18 protein-coding genes and 2 pseudogenes are annotated in these 19,549 nt (G+C 69.9%); 12 read left to right on the top strand and 8 right to left on the bottom strand.

Annotated elements, in window-relative coordinates; all coding sequences use genetic code 11:
* Positions 1-127 precede the first annotated feature (127 nt).
* Together ABZ562_RS38605 and ABZ562_RS38600 are read right to left on the bottom strand one after the other, a co-directional pair.
* Positions 128-655, bottom strand: a complete 528-nt coding sequence (locus tag ABZ562_RS38605; protein ID WP_361489371.1) for a hypothetical protein — start codon at positions 653-655, stop codon at positions 128-130.
* A gap of 122 nt (positions 656-777) precedes the next feature.
* Positions 778-1,947 (bottom strand): steroid 3-ketoacyl-CoA thiolase, encoded by a 1,170-nt coding sequence (locus ABZ562_RS38600; protein WP_361489368.1) that lies wholly within the window; start codon positions 1,945-1,947, stop codon positions 778-780.
* Between the two features lie 237 nt (positions 1,948-2,184).
* Here ABZ562_RS38600 and ABZ562_RS38595 point away from each other — a divergent pair, with 237 nt between their 5' ends.
* A complete protein-coding gene (locus ABZ562_RS38595) occupies positions 2,185-3,417 on the top strand; it encodes a cytochrome P450 (protein ID WP_361489366.1) in 1,233 nt (410 codons plus the stop codon).
* Between the two features lie 29 nt (positions 3,418-3,446).
* Here the strand turns inward: ABZ562_RS38595 and ABZ562_RS38590 are convergent, their stop codons facing one another.
* From ABZ562_RS38590 to ABZ562_RS38580, 3 genes and pseudogenes are all read right to left on the bottom strand, one after another.
* A complete protein-coding gene (locus tag ABZ562_RS38590; RefSeq protein WP_361489363.1) occupies positions 3,447-4,112 on the bottom strand; it encodes a superoxide dismutase family protein in 666 nt (221 codons plus the stop codon).
* A gap of 86 nt (positions 4,113-4,198) precedes the next feature.
* Positions 4,199-6,262, bottom strand: coding sequence for a bifunctional glycosyltransferase 87/phosphatase PAP2 family protein (locus ABZ562_RS38585; protein ID WP_361489381.1), 2,064 nt, complete (start codon positions 6,260-6,262; stop codon positions 4,199-4,201).
* Positions 6,263-6,537: 275 nt separating this feature from the next.
* A pseudogene (locus ABZ562_RS38580) lies at positions 6,538-7,260 on the bottom strand (AraC family ligand binding domain-containing protein); the annotation flags it as partial.
* 99 nt (positions 7,261-7,359) lie between these two features.
* On the opposite strand from ABZ562_RS38580, the gene ABZ562_RS38575 reads away from it, so the two are divergent.
* The 3 genes from ABZ562_RS38575 (at position 7,360) to ABZ562_RS38565 (ending at position 10,169) form a co-directional block, all read left to right on the top strand.
* Positions 7,360-7,770 (top strand): DUF2000 domain-containing protein, encoded by a 411-nt coding sequence (locus tag ABZ562_RS38575; RefSeq protein WP_361489360.1) that lies wholly within the window; start codon positions 7,360-7,362, stop codon positions 7,768-7,770.
* Positions 7,771-7,998: 228 nt separating this feature from the next.
* Positions 7,999-8,694 carry a polyprenyl diphosphate synthase gene (gene uppS / locus ABZ562_RS38570; protein ID WP_361489379.1) on the top strand — a complete coding sequence of 232 codons (696 nt, stop codon included), beginning with the start codon at positions 7,999-8,001 and terminating at the stop codon, positions 8,692-8,694.
* A gap of 8 nt (positions 8,695-8,702) precedes the next feature.
* On the top strand, positions 8,703-10,169 hold the full coding sequence (locus ABZ562_RS38565; protein ID WP_361489377.1) for an oxygenase MpaB family protein: 1,467 nt from the start codon (positions 8,703-8,705) through the stop codon (positions 10,167-10,169).
* A gap of 18 nt (positions 10,170-10,187) precedes the next feature.
* On the opposite strand, the gene ABZ562_RS38560 is transcribed toward ABZ562_RS38565, so the two are convergent.
* A complete protein-coding gene (locus ABZ562_RS38560; RefSeq protein WP_361489357.1) occupies positions 10,188-10,577 on the bottom strand; it encodes a helix-turn-helix domain-containing protein in 390 nt (129 codons plus the stop codon).
* A 154-nt stretch (positions 10,578-10,731) separates the two neighbouring features.
* Here ABZ562_RS38560 and ABZ562_RS38555 point away from each other — a divergent pair, with 154 nt between their 5' ends.
* The 3 genes from ABZ562_RS38555 (at position 10,732) to ABZ562_RS38545 (ending at position 14,409) form a co-directional block, all read left to right on the top strand.
* On the top strand, positions 10,732-12,126 hold the full coding sequence (locus ABZ562_RS38555; protein WP_361489374.1) for an MFS transporter: 1,395 nt from the start codon (positions 10,732-10,734) through the stop codon (positions 12,124-12,126).
* A 42-nt stretch (positions 12,127-12,168) separates the two neighbouring features.
* Complete coding sequence (locus tag ABZ562_RS38550; RefSeq protein WP_361489355.1) at positions 12,169-12,495, top strand: antibiotic biosynthesis monooxygenase; 327 nt, start codon at positions 12,169-12,171, stop codon at positions 12,493-12,495.
* Between the two features lie 717 nt (positions 12,496-13,212).
* Positions 13,213-14,409: a helix-turn-helix transcriptional regulator gene (locus ABZ562_RS38545; protein ID WP_361489353.1), complete on the top strand. Its 1,197-nt coding sequence runs from the start codon at positions 13,213-13,215 to the stop codon at positions 14,407-14,409.
* Between the two features lie 157 nt (positions 14,410-14,566).
* Here ABZ562_RS38545 and ABZ562_RS38540 read toward each other — a convergent pair.
* Positions 14,567-14,809: pseudogene (locus ABZ562_RS38540) on the bottom strand (zinc ribbon domain-containing protein); the annotation flags it as partial.
* Positions 14,781-15,104 carry an IS200/IS605 family transposase gene (gene tnpA / locus ABZ562_RS38535; protein WP_361489350.1) on the bottom strand — a complete coding sequence of 108 codons (324 nt, stop codon included), beginning with the start codon at positions 15,102-15,104 and terminating at the stop codon, positions 14,781-14,783. The pseudogene ABZ562_RS38540 and the gene tnpA, both read right to left, overlap by 29 nt.
* Before the next feature lie 212 nt (positions 15,105-15,316).
* Here tnpA and ABZ562_RS38530 point away from each other — a divergent pair, with 212 nt between their 5' ends.
* The 5 genes from ABZ562_RS38530 to ABZ562_RS38510 all read left to right on the top strand — a co-directional run bounded on the left by ABZ562_RS38530 (position 15,317) and on the right by ABZ562_RS38510 (position 19,547).
* The gene (locus tag ABZ562_RS38530) at positions 15,317-16,054 is read left to right on the top strand and encodes a response regulator transcription factor (RefSeq protein WP_361489347.1); all 738 of its coding nucleotides are present in this window, start codon (positions 15,317-15,319) and stop codon (positions 16,052-16,054) included.
* Between the two features lie 8 nt (positions 16,055-16,062).
* Complete coding sequence (locus tag ABZ562_RS38525) at positions 16,063-16,785, top strand: HAMP domain-containing sensor histidine kinase (protein WP_361489345.1); 723 nt, start codon at positions 16,063-16,065, stop codon at positions 16,783-16,785.
* A 100-nt stretch (positions 16,786-16,885) separates the two neighbouring features.
* The gene (locus ABZ562_RS38520; RefSeq protein WP_361489342.1) at positions 16,886-18,130 is read left to right on the top strand and encodes a cytochrome P450; all 1,245 of its coding nucleotides are present in this window, start codon (positions 16,886-16,888) and stop codon (positions 18,128-18,130) included.
* A gap of 23 nt (positions 18,131-18,153) precedes the next feature.
* Positions 18,154-18,354, top strand: coding sequence for a ferredoxin (locus tag ABZ562_RS38515; RefSeq protein ID WP_055551098.1), 201 nt, complete (start codon positions 18,154-18,156; stop codon positions 18,352-18,354).
* Positions 18,351-19,547: an FAD-dependent oxidoreductase gene (locus ABZ562_RS38510; protein ID WP_361489340.1), complete on the top strand. Its 1,197-nt coding sequence runs from the start codon at positions 18,351-18,353 to the stop codon at positions 19,545-19,547. Before ABZ562_RS38515 ends, ABZ562_RS38510 begins: the two co-directional genes overlap by 4 nt.
* Positions 19,548-19,549: the final 2 nt, after the last annotated feature.

Here is a 19,549-nt window from a genome sequence, read left to right as displayed (position 1 = left end):
GGGGGGGGGGGGGGGCGGGGGGCCCGGCGGGGGGGGGGTTGGGGGGCGCGGGGGGGGTGCGTCCCCCATGGCCGCGGCGGGCCCGGTGCGCCCCGTCGCGCACCGGGCCCGCCCGTCGTGAGTCCGTTTACTGGTGGAAGATCCTGGCCCCCCACTGGGCGGCCCACCTGCCGTCACCGAACTGGAGGTTGGCCGTACACAGGCCGGTGTCGCCGTCACAGTTCAGGGCGGTCACCGGTACGGGCGCGGCCTCGCCCCGCGGCGCCTTCATCGCCTGCGCCCCCGCCTGGTGGAAGACCCGCGCGTCCCACTGGGCGACCCACCTGCCGTCGCCGAAGCGCAGGCCGGCCGTGCACTTGTAGGTGTCACCGTCGCAGTTGAGGGTGGTCACCGGGACGGGCGCCCGCACCGACTCGGCGGACCGGGCGGACGCGCTCCGGGCCGCGCTCTGGTGGAACACGTTGGCATTCCAGTCCGCGAACCACCTGCCGTCCCCGAACCGCAGCCCGGCCGTGCACTTGTAGGTGTCACCGTCGCAGTTGAGGGTCGTCACGGGGACGGGCGCCGCGCTGGCCGCCGGAGCGACCGCGGTCGAGACCATGAGCAGGGCTCCGAGCCCCAGGAACGTACCGGTGAGCATTCGGCGAGCTGACATGTCGTCGCTTCCTTTTCGACTCCGGCCACGCGAAAGGTGATAACAACACACATCACCTCAAGCGGCCGATCCGATGAGATGCCAGAGGCTAGCCACCCACCGGTCGAGCATCGCTCGAAGAATCAGAGCCGCTGAAGGATCGTCCCCGTCGCCAGCGCCCCGCCCGCGCACATCGTGATGAGCGCGAACTCCTTGTCCGCCCGCTCCAGTTCGTGCAGCGCCGTGGTGATCAGCCGGGCCCCCGTCGCCCCCACCGGGTGGCCGAGCGCGATGGCGCCGCCGTTGACGTTCACCTTCTCCAGATCCTGTTCGAAGACCCGCGCCCAGGACAGCACGACGGACGCGAACGCCTCGTTGATCTCGATCACGTCGATGTCCTTGAGCGTCATCCCGGCCTTCCCCAGCACGGCCCGGGTCGCGTCCACGGGTCCGTCCAGGTGGTAGTGCGGATCGGTGCCGACCAGGGCCTGGGCCACGATCCGGGCGCGGGGCCGCAGCTTCAGCGCGCGGGCCATCCGCTTGGACGCCCACAGCACCGCGCACGCGCCGTCCGAGATCTGGGAGGAGTTGCCGGCCGTGTGCACGGCGGTCGGCATGATGGGCTTGAGCCCGGCCAGCGCCTCCATGCTGGTGTCGCGCAGCCCCTCGTCCCGGTCGACGGCCCGCCACATGCCCTCTCCGGCGGCCTGCTCCTCCTCGGTGGTGGGCACCTGCACCGCGAAGGTCTCGCGCTTGAAGCGCTCCTCGGCCCAGGCCCGGGCCGCGCGCTCCTGGGAGAGGAGGCCGAGGGAGTCCACGTGTCCCCGGGTGAGCCCGCGCCGCCGGGCGATCCGCTCGGCGGCCTCGAACTGGTTGGGGAGGTCGACGTTCCACTCGTCGGGGAACGGCTTGCCCGGCCCGTGCTTGGAGCCGCTGCCGAGCGGCACCCGCGACATGGCCTCGACACCGCAGCCGATGCCGATGTCGATGACGCCGGTGGCGACCATCGTGGCCACCATGTGGTTGGCCTGCTGGGACGATCCGCACTGGCAGTCCACGGTCGTCGCGGCCGTCTCGTACGGGAGGCCCATGGCCAGCCAGGCGTTGCGCGCGGGGTTCATGGACTGCTCGCCCGCGTGGGTGACCGTACCGCCGACGATCTGTTCGACGCAGTCGGGCTGGATGCCGGTGCGGGCGAGGAGTTCGCGGTAGGTTTCCCCGAGGAGATAGGCGGGGTGGAGATTGGCGAGCGCGCCTCCACGCCTTCCGATGGGGGTGCGCACGGCTTCGACGATGACGGGTTCCGCGGCCATGACTCGTCCTCTTCTCCATCGCGTCCGCGGGGGCTCCCGGCAGCGCCCGCGCCAGAACTAGTACGCGTTCTAGTTCTTCGCTCAGTTTGCTGAGGCCCGCCCTGACGGCGCAAGGGTTGTGCACAGGGCGAGTTGGAGCGTCCGCCTCAAGAAGGACCGCCATGGCCCTTGCTAGTTATAGAACCCGTTACTACCTTCTGGACACTTTCTGATAGGCCGTCAGATCTGGAGTGGCCGATGTCCTGTCCAGCGCTCCCCGAAGGCTTCGACTTCACCGACCCCGACCTCCACCAGCACCGGGTGCCACTCCCGGAGTTCGCCCAGCTGCGGCAGACGGCCCCCGTGTCGTGGATCCCCCAGCGGCACGGCATCGCCGGGTACGACGACGACGGCTACTGGGCCGTCACCCGGCACGCCGACGTCAAGGAGGTCTCGACCCGGCCCGAGATCTTCTCCTCGCACCGCAACACCGCGATCATCCGCTTCAACGAGCACATCCAGCGCGACCAGATCGAGGTCCAGAAGCTGATCATGCTCAACATGGACCCGCCCGAACACACCCGGGTCCGCCAGATCGTCCAGCGCGGCTTCACCCCGCGCGCGATCCGCTCCCTGGAGGACGCCCTCCACGACCGCGCCGTACGCATCGTGGCGGGCGCCAAGGAGAACGGCACCGGCGACTTCGTCACCGACATCGCCTGCGAACTCCCCCTCCAGGCCATCGCCGAGCTGATCGGCATCCCCCAGCAGGACCGGTCCAGGATCTTCGACTGGTCCAACAAGATGGTCGCGTACGACGACCCGGAGCTGGCCATCACCGAGGAGATCGGCGCCGAGTCGGCCATGGAGCTGATCTCGTACGCCATGAACCTGGCCTCCGACCGCAAGCAGTGCCCCGCCAAGGACATCGTCAGCGCCCTGGTCGCCGCCGAGGACCAGGGCAACCTGGGCTCCGACGAGTTCGGCTTCTTCGTGCTGCTGCTGGCCGTGGCGGGCAACGAGACCACCCGCAACGCCATCAGCCACGGCATGCACGCCTTCCTCACCCACCCCGGCCAGTGGGAGCTGTTCCAGCGCGAGCGCCCCGCCACCGCCGCCGACGAGATCGTCCGGTGGGCCACCCCCGTGATGTCCTTCCAGCGCACCGCCACCCAGGACACCGCCCTCGGCGGCCAGTCCATCCGGGCGGGCCAGCGGGTCGGCGTGTTCTACTCCTCCGCCAACAACGACCCCGAGGTCTTCGACCGCCCCGAGGTCTTCGACATCACCCGCGACCCCAACCCCCACCTCGGCTTCGGCGGCGGCGGACCGCACTTCTGCCTCGGCAAGAGCCTCGCCGAACTGGAGATCCGGCTCATCTTCAACGCGATCGCGGACACCCTCCCCGGCATCCGCCTCACCGGCGCGCCCCGGCGGCTGCGGTCGGCCTGGCTGAACGGCATCAAGGAGCTGCGGGTGAGCTACGCGTGAACCACGCGTAGCCCATCACCGTCCGAACGTCACTTGAACGGCACGTTGATGCAGGCCACCCGGTTCCCGGCCATGCCCGCGTGCCCCGTCTGGGTGGCGGTGCCATGCTCGTGGATCACCACCGAACGCGCCTCACCCGGCCTGAAGTGCCACTTCACCCAAGACTTGGCGCGGGCGTCACCACTGCTGTTGGTGGTGGCGTCGAGCCACATCTCATTGTGCGGATTGGCGTACTTGGGGTTCGTGGACGGCTGCTTCGGGTCCTTCATGTTCTGGTAGTGCGAGCCGGACGAGTCGGGTTTGGTGCCGCACGGCCTGGTGTGCACGTGTATCCCGAAGTGGTGGTCCGGTGCGACCCCGCGCAGGGCCAGGAAGACGAACGTGCCGCGCGGCGGCATCCCGTGCATCCCGTGCATCCCGTGCTCCTGCATCTCGTGGTGCCGCATCTCGCCGTGCCACTTCCCCGGGAGCCGCAGCTCCGCGACGAGCACCACGGCGGACGTGGGCACCAGCTTCTTGTCGTACGTCACCGCACCGCTGGTGCCGTGAGCCTCCGAAGCGGGCCGGAACCGCTCCAGGACGAACGCCGTGGGATTCGGCGAAGGGTCGTGCGTGTCGCCCGGCGCGGCGACCGCGGGCGAGATGACGGCCATCGATGCGGCCAGCGCTGCGGCGGCCGCCGTTACCAGGGACATCCTCAGATCCCTCCTTGGTCGGGACCCCCGAGACTTCCTGGCGTTTATACCGCTTTTCCCCACGCTAGACCGGTGCCCCGGACCCTTCAACGCGAGGCGTCGGCCCGTGCGGCGGCCTCCTTCTCATGGGGGACCTCCGCCACCTCGGACGTTTCTCCCGACGCCACGGCGCGCGGCCTTCGTACCAGCGCCCGGGCGCGCTCCCGTACGCCCCGGGCGCCCGCCGACAGCATCTCGGTGACCGGGCCGTCCGCCTCCTCGGCGGGCTTCCGGCCGACCCCGAGCAGCACGTACTGCAGACCGAATCCGGCCGCGACGACGGCCGCGCCCCCGACCGCGTCCAGCACGTAGTGGTTCGCCGTGCCGACGATCACCGCGACCGTGAGCAGCGGGTACAGCATGCCGAGGATCTTCATCCACAGGTACGGCGCCACCAGCGCGATGACCACCCCGCACCACAGCGACCAGCCGACGTGCAGCGACGGCATGGCCGCGTACTGGTTGGACAGCTTGGTGAGCGCGCCGAAGTCCGGGTTGCTCAGGTCCTGCGGGCCGTGCGCCGTGTCGACGTACCCGAGGCCCATCAGTCGCGGCGGGGCCAGCGGGTAGAGCCAGAAGCCGACCAGCGCGAGCAGCGTCGCGAACGCGAGCGGGGTGCGGGCCCAGCGGTAGGTCGCGGGGCGGCGCAGATAGAGCCAGCCCAGCAGGGACAGTGGGATGAGGAAGTGGAAGGTGCTGTAGTACCAGTTCATGCCGTCCCTCAGCCACGGGGTGTCCGCGACCAGGCGGTTGAACCAGTGCTCGATGTCGATGTGGAGGAAGCTCTCGATGGACAGCACCTGGTGGCCGTGGCCCTCGGCGACGCCGCGCTCGTCCGGCGCGTGGGCGCGGATCCACGAGTACGCGAAGTAGCCGACGCGGATGAACATCAGCTCCAGCAGCAGGTTCGGCCGGGACAGCGGCCGCCGCACGAAGCGCAGCAGCGGCATCCAGGCGAAGCGGCCCCGCTGCGGCTCCTGGACCGGCGTCGGCTCCGGGCGGTCCCAGCGCGGGGAGGTCCGGGAGACGAACGGCACCAGACACGCCGCGGCGAGGGCGGCCAGCAGCGGCGCGTTGTAGCCGATGTGCCCGGCGATCTTGAAGTCGGGCAGCAGCGCGGTACGGCTCAGCGTCATCACCAGCACCACCAGCACCGGCCACACCAGCCGGTCGGAGGCCCGGCGGCCCACCCGGCCGACGACCGCGAGCAGGATCCACAGCTGCTGGTACTGCCAGGAGGTGGGCGAGACCGCCAGCGCCACACAGCCGGTGATCGCCGCGGCCAGCAGCAGCTGCCCGTCCCGCGCGTACCGCACCGCGCGCCGCAGCCCGACGACCGCGACCGCCACCGCCAGGACGGCGAGCAGCGCCAGCTCGGCCGACCCCTCGAGCCCGATGCGCAGCAGCAGCCCGTGCAGCGACTGGTTGGCCAGGCTGTCGGCGGGCTCGCCGAGCCCGGCGCCGCCGAGGTGGTGGATCCAGTACGACGACGAGTCGCGCGGCATGGCCACCCAGGCCAGCGCGGTGCACGCGGCGAACGTGGCGCCCGCCAGCGCGGCCGAACGCCGCCGCCCCAGCAGCCACATGACGACGCCGAACAGCAGCAGCGCCGGCTGCAGGGCGGCGGCCACACCGATGAGGACGCCCGCCTGCCGGCCGGAGGTGCGGGGCAGCACGGTCAGCACGACCAACAGCACCGGGATGATGCTGGTCTGACCGAGGGTGAAGGTGCTGCGGACCGGCAGGGACAGCGTCAGCAGGCACAGCGCCAGCGGCGCGGCCAGCAGCGAGGTGCGGCGGGAGACCGGCTTCGGCAGGGCGCGCGCGGCCGTCAGCCCGAGGACGACGACGAGCAGCAGGGTGCCGAACGTCCAGGCGACGCCCAGGCTCTGCTCGGCGGCCCGGGTCAGCGGTTTGAGCACCAGTCCGGAGAACGGGGTTCCGGTGAACGCGTCCCCGTCGTACAGTGAACCGCCCACATGGAGGACGCCCTGCTCGCCGATCCAGGTCTCCAGGTCGGTCAGCCGCTCGTCCGGGGGCAGCCGCAGCACCGCCGCGGCCTGCCGGGCGGCGAGCAGACCGGCCAGCAGCCAGAGGGCGCCGAGCACCATCATCGTCCGTGACGTCCGGGCCCCGAGGGCACCGGAGCCCGCCCCCGGTCCCGGGGCACCGCGCAGTCCGCTTCGCTCCGTGTTCGTCACGCCCTGCCGCTCCCCCACTCGCCCTCTTCACCTGTTCGGAATGTTCGTGACCCTACTGAGCCCATTACTCAGACGCTCCACACCCCCGCTTCACCTGACTGTCGGCCACGGTTGGCCGAAAGCTGTCAGGCTTTGGCGGGAGTGCGTCTGTACGGAGGGAATCCGCACGGTCCCGGCCAATTTCATCAGGGCCGCGGGGTACGTCGCGAATCCGGCTCGGCGGCGTGCTGGAACGTCCCCGGCGTGATGCCGAAACACCGTACGAACCAGCGGTGGAAGTGACTCTGGTCGGCGAACCCCGCCGCGGCCGCCGCCTCCGCCAGCCGCTCCGCCGAGATCTCCGTCGCGTACTCCTCCTCCAGCAGCTCCCGCGCCCGCCGCGCCGCCCACGCCTGCCCGCCGCCCCCGGACGGCAGCACCCTGGCCCGCACCGGGCGGGTGGCGCTGCGCCGCACCATCGCGCCCACGGCCGCGGTCAGCCGCTCGTCGCGGACGAGCGGACCGGCGCCCCCCGATCAGCGCGGTGTGCAGCCGTAACAGGGCGCGTCCCAGGACCGGATCGTCCAGCACGGGCTGGTCGAACAGCGGCAGCGGCACCCGCTCGTCCGCGCTGCCCCGGACATCCGACAGGACGCCGCGCACCACATCGGGACCGATGTGCATGATGCGGTACTTGTAGCCGAGTTCGGCGGCCGCCTCCCCGTCATGCGGGTCGTCCGGGTTGAACACCATCACCATCCCCGCCCCGCTGGTGCGCAGCGCGCCCCGGCAGCGAAAGCGCTGCGCGCCGATCTCGGTGACGGCGAAGGAATACGTGTCGTGGCTGTGGGGGTGGAAGCGATGGCTGAAGACGTGCGCGTGATGGCCTCGACGGACCGCTCCGGGTCCCGCCAGTACCGCGCCCAGTCCCCCGGCCCCCCGCCGCTCCTCCTTCACCCATCACCCCATTCTGCCGTCTCGCACCAGCGTTCAATACGGGGCCTCAGGTCCCGGGCGAAGGTGACGGCATGCGATTCGACACCAAGATCGCCGTCATCGTCCGGGACGACCTCGCCGACTGGCAGAAGCTGAACGTGACGGCCTTCCTCTCCAGCGGACTCTCCCGCGCCACCGACGACATCGTCGGCAAGCCGTACGAAGACGCCTCGGGCAACACGTACCTCCCGATGTTCCGCGAACCGGTCGTCGTCTACGCCGCCGACACCCCCGGCCTCTTCCGCGCCCACACCCGCGCCCTCTCCCGCTGCCTCCCCACGGCCCTCTTCACGGAGGAGCTGTTCGGCACGGACAACGAGGACGACAACCGCGCCGCGATCCGCACCATCGAGGCCCCCGACCTGAACCTGGTCGGGCTCGCCCTCTACGGCCCGCGCGACCAGGTGGACAAGGTGACGCGGGGCCTGCGGCCGCACCGCTGAGCGGTCACCGCACGACCGAATTATTCGGACAATAGTTTCAAGGGTGAATGCGTGGCTCCGGTGCGGCATCCGTGCCCGGGGGCTGGCACGCTGCTTCAGGTGCGATCGCCGTGGTGCACCGGGGGGGCTGGCGTGGTAGTTGGGCACATCGTGGGCGACGCGTTCGCCGATCCCCCCGCCGCGCCGCGGTTCGCCGCCGGCGACCGGCCGTCCGGGACGCCGCGTCACGTGGCGTGTGTGATGGACGGCAACGGACGGTGGGCGGCCCAGCGGTCGCTGCCGCGTACGTCGGGTCACCGGGCGGCGGAGACGACCGTGATCGACGTCATCGAGGCGGCCCGGGCCGCGGGCGTGGAGTGGCTGAGCCTGTACGCCTTCTCCACCGAGAACTGGGGCCGGCCCAGTGCCGAGGTCGACTATCTGATGCGGTTGGTGCGCGCGGTGGTGCGCAAGCACGCGCCGCTGCTGCACGCGCGGGGAATCCGCTGCCGTTTCCTCGGCGTGAGCGACCCCAGGATCCCCCGGGAGCTGGCACGCGACGTCGCCGACCTGATGACACTGACCGGCGGCAACCGGGGCATGACCTTGACCGTCGCGTTCGACCACGGCGGGCGGGGGGACATCGTCGCGGCCGCGCGGTCGCTGATCCGCGCGGGGGTGGCCGCCGAGGCGGTGGACGAGCGGAGTTTCGCCGCCCATCTGCCCTTCCCCGACACCCCCGACGTGGATCTGGTCATCCGGACCTCGGGGGAACAGCGCATCTCCAACTTCATGCTCTGGCAGGTCGCCTACGCGGAATGGGTCTTCCCGGCAGTGCTGTGGCCCGACTTCCGCGCGCCGCACTTCCTCGCATGCCTGCACGCCTACCGGAAACGCGATCGCCGCTTCGGCGGCGTGCCGCCCGAGCAGAACGGAGTCCTGTGATCGTGACCATCGAGGACGACGGACACCCCGACAGCGCCCAGGAGCCGTCGTTCGGCGCGGGCTCGGCGTTCCAGGAATACCTCAACGATCCGCGCTGGGCGCTGGCCATGGTCCGGGCGACCGTGCTGGAGGCCGCGCACCCGCAGGTCGGTGCCGCGCTGATCGACAGCTCCACCTTCGTCGTCCACCCCTGGCGACGGCTGCGCAACACCTTCCGCAGCATGCAGCGCATGTTCGGTGACGACGAACAGGCACGGCTCCGGGAGGCGGCACGGCTGAACCGCCTCCACGCACGGCTCAGCGGAACCGATCCGCGAGGCCGGCCGTACAGCGCGATGGACCCCGCCGTACGGGCCTGGGTGGTGGCGACCATGTTCGAGAGCACCGTGACCATGTGCCGGCTGAGCGGACAGCCTCTCGAACAGCGCGTCATGGAGCGGCTGTACGCCGAGTTCCGGGCGTACCTGGCCGCCATGGGGGACGCGTCCGGTCATCTGCCGCCCGCCCTCTCCGAGTTCTGGCCCTACTACGACCAGGTGGTGGCACAGGAGCTGGAGAACACCGAGGCGATGCGGATCATCCTCTACAAGCTGTTCGACCATCTGCCCGCTCCGGCCCTGCTGGGCGGGCTGCCCACGGTGTGGGCCACCGGCCGGGCCGTCGTCGGCCCGCTCATCGGGGCGATCACCGTCGCCTCGCTCCCGGAGTCCTTCCGGCGGCGCGCCGGACTGCCCGAGATGCCCGGTGCGCAGACCCTGATGCAGGGGGCCTATCTGACCGTCGGCCTGGCCCGGTTCCTGCCGGACGGCTGGATCCGGGCCGACGCCATCGCCGACCTGCTGGCCCTCTCGCCCGACAGCGACGACCCGCGCGCCCGTGCGGTCACCGCCCTGCACGACAGGATGAGGCGGGCCGGTGCCCTGATCCGGCTCATCACGCCGCTCTCCCCGCCACCGGAACCCGTCTCCCGCACCGACACCGAACGCAGTGCGGAGGAGTTCTTCCGCGAGGTACTCGACCAGACCGGCGACGGCTACCTGGACTGGCCGGACCTCGCCGCCATGGCCCGCGAACTGTCCACCCGCCTCGACCTGGACGAGCCCGAGGAGACAAGGCTCTACGACGCCTACGCCGACTGGTGGCGCGAACTCCAGACGGCGCTGGACGGCGACGGTGACGGCCGCGTCAGCGCCCGCGAGTACGCCACGGCCGTCCCCTCCCTGGCCGGGCCCGCCCTGATCAAGGTCGCCGAGGTCCTCTTCGACGCCACGGACAAGGACGGCGACCAACGCATCGACGCGGACGAATACCGGACGCTGTTCCGGACCGCGTTCCACCGCGACACGGCCGGCCCCGACGGCACCGTCGGCACCGACCGCGCCTACACGCGCGGCGCCTTCGTCGGAGACTTCCTGTCCTTCATGTCCGGCCGCCGGCGATCGACGGCCTACGACCCTCTCCTCACCCAGCCGTGAGCCGCTCAGGAGCAGGGGTCAGGGGGCCGATGCCGTGGCGGCGTCGTAGGTGGCGCGGGCGGCGGTGATGTCGGCTCGGTGGCGTTCCGCCCAGCCGACGAGCCCGGTGAGCGTCGCGTGGAGTTCGCGGGCCATGGGCGTGAGGCTGTATTCCACCTTGGGCGGCACGGTGGGGTAGACGGTCCGGATGAGCAGGCCGTCGCGTTCCAGCTTGCGCAGGTTCAAGGTGAGCATGCGTCGGCTGATACCCGCGATGGCACGTTCCAACTCGGTGAACCGGACCGGCCCGTGTGCGGCGGCGACGAGGATTCCGATGCTCCATTTGCCCGCGACATGGTCGAGGACCTCGGTGAGCGGGCACGCCTCGTTGCTGACCTGGTCGGAAACATCGGTGTGACTGCGTGACACGAAAGTGCCTCCTTCCGCCGCACGCCATGGTTACAGAGGATGACGCCTGTAACAAGTCGTGCACCGTTGGAAGGGATCCTCCGTGCGAAGAACCAATGCGTCAGCACAGACATCACGCTGGTCGGCACTGGCCTTGCTCTGTGCCGGGCAGCTGATGGTCATCCTCGACGGGACCATCGTCAACGTGGCGCTGCCCTCCATCCAGCGGGACCTCGGCTTCTCCTCGTCGGGCCTGGCCTGGGTGGTCAACGCCTATCTGGTCCCCTTCGGCGGTCTGCTGCTGCTCTCGGGGCGGCTCGGCGACCTCATCGGGCGTAAGAGCGTCTTCATCAGCGGTCTGGGCCTCTTCACTACCGCCTCGCTGCTGTGCGGTGTGTCCCAGGGCCCAGCGATGCTGCTCGCCTCCCGGTTCGTCCAGGGCATCGGCGGCGCGGTGACCTCCGCCGTCACCCTCGGCATGGTCGTAACCTTGTTCCCCCAGCCGAAGGAGCGGGCCAAGGCCATCGGCGTCTACAGCTTCGTCCAGTCCGCCGGTGGCTCGATGGGCCTCCTCGCCGGCGGCGCCCTGACGCAGGCCTTCAACTGGCACTGGATCTTCTTCGTCAACATCCCGATCGGCATCGTCGCCGCCCTGATGGCCGGGCGCGTGCTCGCGCCCGAGCGCGGCGTCGGCCTCGACAAGGGGACGGACGTCGTGGGGGCGCTCCTGGTCACATCCGCTCTGATGCTCGGCGTCTACACGATCGTCGAGACCACCGGCCACGGCTGGACGTCCGCACACACGCTGAGCTGCGGCGCCGCGGCACTCGCCCTGCTCCTGGCATTCGTCGCCCGCCAGGCGAAAGCGACCCACCCGCTGCTGCCGCTGCGGATGTTCCGCTCGCGCGACGTCTCAGGAGCGATGGGCATCCAGGCCCTCATGGTGGCCGGGATGTTCAGCTTCCAATTCCTGTGCGTGCTGTATCTGCAGAAGGTGCTCGGATTCGACGAGATACACACCGGCCTCGGCATTTTCCCAGTCTCGGTCGCGATCGGCGCGCTCTCCCTCAGTCTCTCGCCCAAACTGATCGCGCGCTTCGGCCCCCGTGCCGTACTCCTTCCAGGACTCACGCTCATCACCGCGGGTCTCGCCGCGCTCGGCCGCGCACCGGCAGACGGGAGCTACGTCGTGGACGTCCTGCCCGCGCTGCTGCCGCTCGGCATCGGCTTCGGCCTCGCGATGCCGTCGCTGGCCACGCTGGCGATGTCAGCGGCCACGCCCGAGGACTCGGGGATCGCCTCCGGCATGTTCAACACCATGCAGCAGATCGGCAGTGCCTTCGGCCTCGCGGCCCTCAGCACGCTCGCCACCTCGCATGCCGATGCCCTGCTGGGCGACGGGGCAAGCGCCGCCTCGGCCCTCACGGGTGGCTACCAGCTCGCCTTCCGCATCGGCTCGGGCCTCGTCGTCGTCGCTCTCCTCCTCGCCACCGCCCTGTTGAGATCCCCCGCCCCAGCCCAACGCCCAGCGGCTGTGAACAAGCCCGTCACCGAGAACGCCGCTCGCTGACCCTTGCCCCTCAGCCCCCTTGTGATGCGGCAGGATGGGCCCATGAGCATCGTCAAGATCAATGTGCTGTCCGTTCCCGAGGAGCAGCGCGAGGTGCTGGAGAAGCGCTTCGCCTCCCGCGCCGGGACCGTGGAGAACTCCGATGGCTTCGAGTGGTTCGAGCTGCTGCGCCCGGTCGAGGGCACCGACCAGTACCTCGTCTACACGCGCTGGCGCAGCGAGGAGGACTTCCAGGCCTGGATGGAGGGCCCGATGAAGGCGGCCCACCAACGCGGCGGCGAGGACGCCCCGCAGCAGAAGCCCGCCGCGTCCGGCTCGACGCTGTGGTCCTTCGAGGTCGTCCAGCAGGCCGCGCCGAAGCAGGGCTGACACCGGACCGGCCCTGCACACGTCGCTAGCCCCTCTGACCTCTGCCAGAGGGGCTAGCGACGTCGTGTTGAACCCATCAGAAGTCGGATACGAGCCGGTGCTTGCCGAGCGGCATCATGCGCCGCCGTAGGTCCTGTACAGCTTCGACCGCTCGATGCACCTGGGGCACTGACACGGCGGCCACGCCGACGTCTCCATCGGCCTCAGAGAATCGGTAGACCTGATCACGCGCGTCGGCCCGTAGGTCTTCCCACCGTCACGAGACACACGCAGCGTCATCATCGCGCGGCGCCTCACCGGTCTGCGTCCCTGTGAAGCGGGCCGTTGTGGTGCCGCTGGAGTACGACAACGCAATCCACCGCCTTGGAATAATCCCCGACGGCGTTCCAGTGCGCTTGCTGTCGCAGGAGGTCGCGGCACACGTCGCACTGCACGGGTGATTGCGTGGCCGGAAGAACGAGCCGACAGACGGGGCACTCTGACGGAGTGCCCGTGTGTACGTTCCTCGGCCCTAACAGGGCTTGGACGGGCCATGTCGGCGGTAGCTCGGGGGACCTATTCTCTTCCACGTTGGCGCTCCTATGCAGCGTTGACCATGCCCCCGGACAGTTCGCCCTGTCGCGGGGGTCCTGACGTACGCCTAGACAACCGCGCCTGCGCGGTCGCGGTTGGTGACTAGCTGGTGACTGCGTGGTGACAGCCCGTACCCTGGTCACCATGAACAGCGGGGAGTTCAGCCAGAGAGTCCGCGACCTGCTTCGCGATCAAGGCATGAGCGTCCGGGCGGTCGCCCGGTACCTGAACTACGACCATGCCTATCTGTCACGCGTGCTCTCCGGAAAACAGCAGCCGTCGGCGCAACTCGTCGCGGGGTTGGACAAGCTGCTCAAGGCAGACGGGGAACTCGTCGAAAAAGCAGCACACGTAGCAGCACCAGCAGTCTCGCCAAAGGCTACGAAATCAACAGCCATCACCGACCGGATACTCAATCTCAACGAAGCACGGGGAGCTGACTTCGCGGAAGCCATCCGAGAGACTTCCCGTCGGCTGGTCGTCCTGGACAACGAACTCAGCGGTGTGTCCATCGCCGAGCCCGCAGGCCGCGCGTTCAAGGTCGTACATCGACGGCTTGGCGACGCGGACTACGACCTTCAACATGAGCGCGACGTTCAATCGGCTGCCGCAGAACTTGCCGAAGTCGCTGGCTGGGCTCTTTGGGACGCGGAAAGAGACGATGCGGCTCAGCGTTTCAACCATGAGGCACTGTTCCTCGCGAAACTCTCAGGGGATCGCTCCATTGAATTGCTGACGTTGCAAAACATGGCTATGCAAAGTGAATGGCGCGGACGGAATCAAGAGGCTCTGTCCATCGCCCGGTCGGTGCTCAACCGCAGGCGGATGTCTCCGCGCGTCGAGGCGATGTTCCGCATCCGTGAAGCCAAGGGGCTCGTCGGCACGGGACGTACGTCGGATGCCATCGAGTCGCTGGAACGTGCCCGATCCCTCATCGAGGGCGGTAACGACGTTGGCGAACCGGACTGGGCATGGTGGGTGACTCATGGAGAGATCGACCGCCAGTGGGGTCACACGCTCCAAATCGCAGGCGACATAAAGAATGCGATCGAGCTACTACTACAGTCCGTAGAACCAGGACGTGACGTCACGACCGGCTACTCAAGCGAACGCGTCGCGCGCCTCACGCAATGCCTACTGGACGTCAACGCATGGCACGAGGCGGAAGAGGTGGCTTGGTCCTTGGTCACCGCCACCCCCGGAATCTCATCGGGGCGGACGCTCCGCATCATCGGACGCGTTGCCGAGCAGCGCGAAAGGCTGAAGGGCGCACCGCCGAGCCTTACGGACACCCTTGAGCATCTGGGAGAAAAGGTTGACGAGGATCCTTTCACCCTTTAACAGAGGATGTTACCGAATTGCCTGAGTGGCGCGCCGTGGGCACTGCCGCCAGCCGTAGAGATTGGGGGGACGGGAAGCGGAGGCGCTCAGTCGACAGCGAGGAGTGGGTGACTCCACCCACCGCCAAACTGAAGCGGCGGGCTTCCTGCGTCGCCGACTAAGCAGCGTCGCAGAGGACCAGCCCGGCCCTGCGCAGGACGTTCAGCGCACCCACGCGGTCGGCATTCTCCACCAGACCGCACCTGACACACTCGAACTTCGCTTGGGTGACGCGGTTCTCCTTCGCCACGTGCCCGCATCCGCCTATCTCGGGCGGGCACGTGCGGGAGGTGTTGCGGGCATCCACCGGGATCACACGGCGACCGGCACTCTCAGCCTTGTTCGCCAGGATTCCCAAGAACAGCCGACGACCACAAGGTGGGCATCCGCGACTTCAGGTGCGGGAACTCCTCCCGCAGCATGTGGGAGGTGAACCCCTTGAACTGGTTCGCCACGTACGAGGCGGACGACTTGGGGTCGTGCTTGACGAAAAGGTGCACGTGGTCGTGCATGACCTCAAGGGCAACGATCTTCCAACCGCGCTCGTCAGCCTTCTGCCGGATCAGTTCGTCCAGTCGTTCCGCGACCCGTCCGCCGAGAACCGGACGGGCGGTACTTCGGGCACCACACCACGTGAAGCCCAAGATCGCACACACCGCCGGAGAATCAGCGAACCTTCCTGGTCACAGCCATGCGATCACTCTCAACGGCCTCGCCGCGCTCCTCGGCGAAAGTCCTCCCGGCGAATCGAACGGCCCTTGTGGTCTGCGGCACCCGGCCGGTGGATGAATGGGGCCCTGTCCTGAACTCATCGGTGGGGGCCAGGGCCCTGGTGCCGGGGAAGGGGCGGGTCATCTAGGGTCGGCTTGTGTACGGGAGTGTCAGCGAGAAGCCGGTGCCCGCCCGCGGAGACGGGCAGCGCATTCTGGTCGTGGACGATGAGTCCAGGATCGCCGAACTGCTCTCGACCACCCTGGAGCTGGCCGGGTATCAGGTCGGCACCGCGGCCACCGGGGGCGAGGCGCTGGACCGGGTGGGGCGGGAGCGGCCGGATCTGGTGATCCTGGATGTGATGCTGCCCGATCTGGACGGGTTCACGGTGTGCCGGCGGATGGTGGCCGCCGACGAGGACCATCCGCCCGTGCTCTTCCTCACCGCCCGCGACTCGCTGGATTCGCTGGTCACCGGGCTCGGCATCGGCGGGAACGACTACGTGACCAAGCCGTTCCGGATCGCCGAGGTGCTGGCCCGGGTGCAGGTGCTGCTGCGCGGGCGGCGGCGGAGGGCGCGGGAGGAGGCGCCGCCGCGGTACGCGGATCTGGTGCTGGACGATACGACCCGGCAGGCCCGGCGGGGGCGCCGGACGCTGGAGCTGACGCCCGCCGAGTACCGGCTGTTGCGCTATCTGCTGGTCAACGCCGGGCGGGTGGTGTCCAAGGAGCAGATCGGTGAGCATCTGTGGTTCAAGGACCACCGGAGCTACGGGGACAACGCCATCGAGAAGCTGATCTCGCGGCTGCGGCACAAGGTCGACGAGGACGGTCCGACGCTGATTCACACCCGTCGTGGCTTCGGCTATTGGCTCGGCCGGCTCGCCGCCGTATGAAGGACTGCATGAAAGACGGCATGGGCGACGAGCTGGACGACGAGCACCGGCAACTGGTGGAGGTGCTGCTGCACGAGCTGCGCACCTCGCTGACGACCATCCGCGGCTGGGCCGAACTCCCGCTCCAGGGGCTCAGCGACGACCCCGCGCTGATGGTGCGCGCCCTGCGGCGCATTCAGGAAGAGGCCGACCACATGTATGAGGCGACCCAGCGGGTATTTCCCCGTTCGGACGCCTCCTGGGAGCGGCCGTCGCACCCGGAGCCGATGGATCTGCGGGACGTGGCCGACGAGGCGGTCGCGGACCTGGGGCTGCTCGATCCCGCACGCCCCATCACCCGCGAGAACTCCGGCCGCACCGCCCTCGTCGCCGACAACCGGATGCTGCGGCACGCGGTGCGCAATCTGCTGGGCAACGCGCTCCAGCACACCCCCGCGGGCTCCCCGGTGACGGTGGCCGTGCGCGGTCCGGTGCGCGGGCCCGGCGGGGAGCCGCGGGTGGAGCTGTCGGTCCGCGACCAAGGGCCGGGCATGGACCCGCGGGCGATCGCCCGGCTGACCACGCCGTACCCCGAGAGCGACGGCGGCGAGCCGGGTGGCGGCCTCGGGCTCACCATCGTGCGGCGGGTGGTCGAACGGCACGGCGGCGAGGTGGCCGTGAGCAGCGCGCCCGGCCTGGGCACGACGGTCACTGTGGCCTTGCCCACAGTCAGCGTTTCGTCAGGTAACTGACCGGGCGGCGTCAGGTGGGGGAGGTTCGCTGGTCATCACGTCCCCAGTACACACAGGTTCACGCTCCGCTCCTGTCGGAATCCCCCACCCGAGGAGAGACATGACCGAGACGCTGGCAGAGATCACGACCCCGTCGGAAGAGCCGATTCCGGCGTATCCGATGCCGCGGGCATCCGGCTGCCCCTTCGACCCGCCGCCGACCGCGCAGGCGATGCACGCCGAACGGCCGGTCGCCAAGGTGCGGATGTGGGACGGCAGCACCCCATGGCTGGTGACCGGGTACGCCGACGGGCGCGCCCTGCTCGCCGACCCGCGGGTCAGCTCCGAGGCCATACGGCCGGGCTTCCCGCACCCGAACGCGGGTTTCCGTCAGAACGCCCCACGGCGGCGTTCGTTCATCGCCATGGACGATCCCGAGCACGCGCGGATCCGCCGCATGGTCACCGCCCCGTTCGCCATCAAGCGGATCGAGGCGATGCGGCCCGCCATCCAGAAGATCACCGATGATCTGATCGACGCGATGCTGGCCGGGCCCACCCCGGCCGATCTGGTGCGCTCGCTCGCGCTGCCGCTGCCGTCCCTGGTGATCTGCACACTCCTGGGGGTGCCGTACGAGGATCACGAGTTCTTCCAGGAGAAGAGCTCGCTCATGATCAACTATCGCTCGTCGGCCGAGGAGACGGTAGCCGCCAGCGACGCGCTGACCGACTATCTGGACGAGCTGATCGGGGTCAAACTCGCCGAGCCCGCCGACGACATGCTCTCCGAGCTGGCCACCCGGGTCAGGTCCGGTGAGCTGACCCGGCGCGACGCCGCCTCCATGGGCTTCCTGCTGCTGGTCGCCGGCCATGAGACCACGGCCAACATGATCGCCCTCGGCACCCTCGCGCTGCTGGAGCACCCCGACCAGCTCGCCGTCCTGCAGGAGACCGACGATCCGAAGGTCGTCGCCAAGGCGGTCGAGGAGCTGCTGCGCTACCTGACCATCGTGCACAACGGGCGCGGCCGGGTCGCGTTGGAGGACATCGAGATCGGCGGCGAGACCATCCGCGCCGGGGACGGCATCATCGTCTACACCAGCACCGGCAACCGGGACGCGGAGGTCTTCCCCGACCCCGACCGGCTGGACATCGGTCGCGACGCCCGCCGTCACATGGCGTTCGGCTTCGGCGTCCACCAGTGCCTGGGCCAGCCGCTCGCCCGCATGGAGTTGCAGGTCGTCTACGGCACGCTCTACCGCCGCATCCCCACCCTGCGGCTGGCGACCGGCGTCGACCAGCTGCCGTTCAAGCACGACGCTCTGGTGTACGGCGTCTACGAACTGCCGGTCACATGGACATCGTGAAGAAAGAAGCCGAGGGAGTCACCATGCGAGTCGAAGTCGATGTTCCCAAGTGTGTCGCGTCCGGTCAGTGCGTGATGATCGCGCCCGATGTGTTCGACCAGCGGGATGAGGACGGGATGGTCGTGCTGCTGGACGACCGGCCCGCTGCCGAACTCCACGACGACGTACGGGAGTCCGCGATGATCTGCCCGGCGGCGGCGATCCGGGTGGTGGAGCAGGAGTGAGGCGTGTCGTCGTGGTCGGTGCCTCCGCCGCCGGGCTCGCGGCGGCGGAGACGCTGCGCCGGACGGGGTACGACGGCACCGTCACCCTCGTCGGCGATGAACCGCACGCCCCGTACGACCGGCCGCCGCTGTCCAAGCAGATCCTCGGCGGGGAGTGGGACGCCGGACGGCTCCCGCTGCGCGGACGGGACGAGCTGGACGCGCTCGGGCTCGACCTGCGGCTCGGCGTCGCCGCGACCGGGCTCGACCCGGCCGGGCGTACGGTCGCGCTCGCCGATGGGGCGGAGGTGCCGTACGACGGGCTGGTCGTCGCCACCGGCGTCCGGCCGCGGCGGCTGCCCGGGGACGGGGGCGCGCATGTGCTGCGCACCCTGGACGACGCGCTGGGGTTGAGGGACCGGCTGACGGCGGGAACGCGGCTGGTGGTGGTCGGCGCCGGGTTCCTCGGCGCGGAGGCGGCCGCCGTCGCGCGCGGGCTGGGCGCGGAGGTGACCCTGCTGGAACCGGCGCCGGTGCCGCTGGCGCCCGCGGTCGGCGAGGAGGTCGGCCGGGTGCTGTCCCGGGCGCACCTCGACCACGGCGTGGACCTGCGCACCGGCGTCACGGTGACCGAGGTGACCGGCGACGGGGTGCGGCTGGCGGACGGCGGCCGGGTCGCGGCGGACGAGGTGCTGGTCGCTGTCGGTTCCGTACCCAACACCGAGTGGCTGGAGGGCAGCGGTCTAGCTGTGGGCAACGGGCTGGAGTGCGACGAGTTCAGCGCCGCCGCGCCCGGTGTCTACGGGGCGGGGGACGTCGCGTGCTGGCACAACCCGCTGTTCGGTACGGCCATGCGGATCGAGCACCGTACGAACGCCACCGAGCAGGGCGTGGCGGCGGCCCGCAATCTGCTCGCCCCCGGGCCGGAGGCGCGGCGGCCGTATCAGCCGGTGCCGTACTTCTGGTCGGACCAGTACGGGATGCGGATCCAGGCCTACGGCCATCTGCGCGGCCATGAGGAGGTGGCCGTGGTGGAGGGCTCCCTGGAGGAGGGGGCCGAGGGGGCGTTCCTGGCCGCGTACCGCCGCGGGGACCGGCTGACCGGGGTGCTGGCCGTGGGCATGTCGCCCCGGGTGCTGCGCGAGTGGCGGCGGTCGATCGCCGCCGGGGCGCGGTGGGCGGACACGGTGCGGCGGGCCCCGGCACGGGCGTGACG

Source organism: Streptomyces sp. NPDC019937 (genome assembly GCF_040631655.1).
Classification (GTDB): Bacteria; Actinomycetota; Actinomycetes; order Streptomycetales; family Streptomycetaceae; genus Streptomyces.
This window is presented reverse-complemented; position numbering and strand designations above follow the sequence as displayed.